The organism is Dethiosulfatibacter sp., from assembly GCF_983023055.1.
The window spans coordinates 1-2512 of sequence record NZ_CEZJXU010000391.1 but is presented as its reverse complement, the minus strand read 5'-3'; the positions used below and the strand labels follow the sequence as shown (position 1 = coordinate 2512).

Genomic DNA, 2512 nt, shown 5'->3' with positions numbered 1-2512 from the left:
TCGTCAGTCTTTCCAGTTTCCTTGAAGAGACTGAACTCGTAACTTACAGAAGCCATTATGTCATCAATGATTATATGCTTAGGTGAAAGCTTTCTGTAATTTTTTTCTATTGCGTCCTGGAGCTCGTCCATATCAGTGTATTGCTCTATCAATTCCTTGATTACAGGATAGTATACCTTCTCTCTGAGTCCAAGCTTCTTGAAATCAATAGGAAGATCCAATAATTCAGGATATACAAATCTGTTTGTGAGAATCTTTACCTTTTCATTATCCTTGTTTATTACTTCAAGGCTAAACACTCCAGCAGCTTCAATTCTAGCTGCAGATTCTCTTGTGATGATTTCACCTTCTGATACTATGATTTCACCAGTTTCTTCATCTATTATATTGCTTGCTGCCACTTTGCCGGCTGCTCTGTTTTCCATACCAAGTTTCTTGTTGAATTTGTATCTACCAACTCTTGCCAGATCATATCTTTTATGATCAAAGAACAAGCTGTTGATTAGTGATGTAGCACTATCTAATGTAGGGGGTTCTCCTGGTCTTAACTTCTTATAAATTTCAATAAGAGCTTCGTCTTTGTTGGTTGTACTATCCTTCTCCAACGATTTTAAAATCTGTTCCGATTCTCCAGTAAGTTCAATGATTTGCGAATCCGTTTCACATCCCATTGCCCTTAATAAGATTGTGATAGGAATCTTTCTTGTCCTATCAATTCTAACGTAAACTATGTCATTTGAGTCTGTTTCATACTCAAGCCATGCTCCTCTGTTTGGAATTACAGTTGAAGAAAACAGCTTTTTACCCGTTTTATCTCTCGCAACACCAAAATAGACACCTGGTGATCTTACCAGCTGACTTACAATAACACGTTCCGCTCCATTAATTATAAATGTACCACGTTCCGTCATTAGAGGAAAATCACCCATGAACACTTCTTGTTCCTTTATTTCGCCAGTTTCCTTGTTTATGAGTCTTACCTTTACTCTAAGTGGTACCGCATAAGTAGCGTCTCTTTCCTTGCACTCTAGTTGCTCATACTTAGGACTTCCATTCAGTGAATAGTCTATGAACTCAAGAATTAGATTACCTGTATAATCCTCGATAGGAGAAATATCGTTAAATACCTCTTTCAAACCTTCCTTAATGAACCATTCATAGGAATTCTTCTGAACCTCAATCAAATCTGGAAGTTCTAAAACTTCACCAATTTTAGAGTAACTCATGCGCACTCTATTGCCAATTTTAACAGGATGCAGCATCTTTTCACCCCTTCATTATATTTTAAAAGAAAAAAATCACGTAGCTATACAATCCAATCATAATTTCACATACAATTTTCATGCCAATATTTATTATCTACGCAATTTAAAATACTATCATATTTTATATTTTATGTCAATTAGTTTTTTGAAAAAATCAATATATATTTTAATTAATTTTTCAAAAAACACCCACGTATACGAAATGGTTTTTTGTAAAATAAAAGAGCTTAAAAAGCTCTTTTATAGTTTTTACTTTTAAGGTTAATTTACTTAACTTCTACTGATGCTCCAGCTTCTTCAAGCTTAGCTTTCAATGCTTCTGCTTCGTCTTTAGTGATTGCTTCTTTGATTGCTTTAGGAGCATTATCCACTACTGCTTTAGCTTCTTTAAGTCCAAGACCAGTTACTTCTCTAACAACCTTGATTACTTTGATTTTTCCTGATCCAGCATTGTTAAGGATTACGTCAAACTCAGTTTGCTCAGCTTCTGCCGCAGCTGCTGCTGGAGCTGCTGCTGCCGCCATAGGAGCTGCTGCACTTACGCCAAACTCTTCTTCTAGAGCCTTTACCAATTCTGATAATTCCAATACTGTAAGTACTTTTACTTCTTCAATTAGTTGAGTTACTTTTTCACTTGCCATTTTTATTTCCTCCATTAATTTTAAAATTCGTTTTTTTATGCTTCTTTTTGTTCAGCGATTTGATTAAGTGCATATACAAGGTTTCTCATATTGCCTTGTAGTACATTTACAAATCCAGTAATTGGTGCATTCAAGCCGCCAAGAACTCTTGCAACAAGTACTTCTCTCGATGGGATGCTAGCCAGTGCCTTAACACCATCAACATCAATTATGTCTCCATCAACTATACCTGCTTTAATTTCAAGCTTTTCATTAGTCTTTGCAAACTCGTTTGAGACTTTTGCTGCACTTATAGCATCGTCATAACTAAATGCTACTGCATTAGGTCCTTTAAGGTTTTCATTGAATGCTTCCAGTCCAGCTTCCTTGAAAGCGAACTTCATCATGTTGTTCTTGTAGACTTTGTATTCAACGCCAGCTTCACGGTACTTGTTTCTAAGTTCCGATACTTCCTCAACGTTCAATCCTCTATAGTCAACCAAAACTACTGACTGTGCTTTTTCAATCTTCTCCAGGATTTCCTGAATGACTTTTTTCTTTTGATCGATTATTGCTTGATTCATAGGTTTACACCTCCTTAAGCTCATTGTGAAAATTACGTCCAGT

At 35.9% G+C, this 2512-nt stretch carries 2 protein-coding genes and 1 pseudogene; all 3 read right to left on the bottom strand.

Features of this window, described 5'->3' with window-relative positions; all coding sequences use genetic code 11:
- Positions 1 to 1262 (bottom strand): annotated as a pseudogene (locus tag AC3AX0_RS11470) (DNA-directed RNA polymerase subunit beta); the annotation flags it as partial.
- A gap of 269 nt (positions 1263 to 1531) precedes the next feature.
- On the bottom strand, positions 1532 to 1906 hold the full coding sequence (gene rplL / locus AC3AX0_RS11465) for a 50S ribosomal protein L7/L12 (protein WP_487550418.1): 375 nt from the start codon (positions 1904 to 1906) through the stop codon (positions 1532 to 1534).
- Positions 1907 to 1941: 35 nt separating this feature from the next.
- Positions 1942 to 2469, bottom strand: coding sequence for a 50S ribosomal protein L10 (gene rplJ / locus AC3AX0_RS11460; protein WP_487550417.1), 528 nt, complete (start codon positions 2467 to 2469; stop codon positions 1942 to 1944).
- Positions 2470 to 2512 lie beyond the last annotated feature (43 nt).

Bases quoted from the DNA above. Each gene is read 5' to 3' on its own strand.
- rplL (WP_487550418.1), bottom strand. From the start codon at position 1,906: ATGGCAAGTGAAAAAGTAACTCAACTAATTGAAGAAGTAAAAGTACTT.
- rplJ (WP_487550417.1), bottom strand. From the start codon at position 2,469: ATGAATCAAGCAATAATCGATCAAAAGAAAAAAGTCATTCAGGAAATC.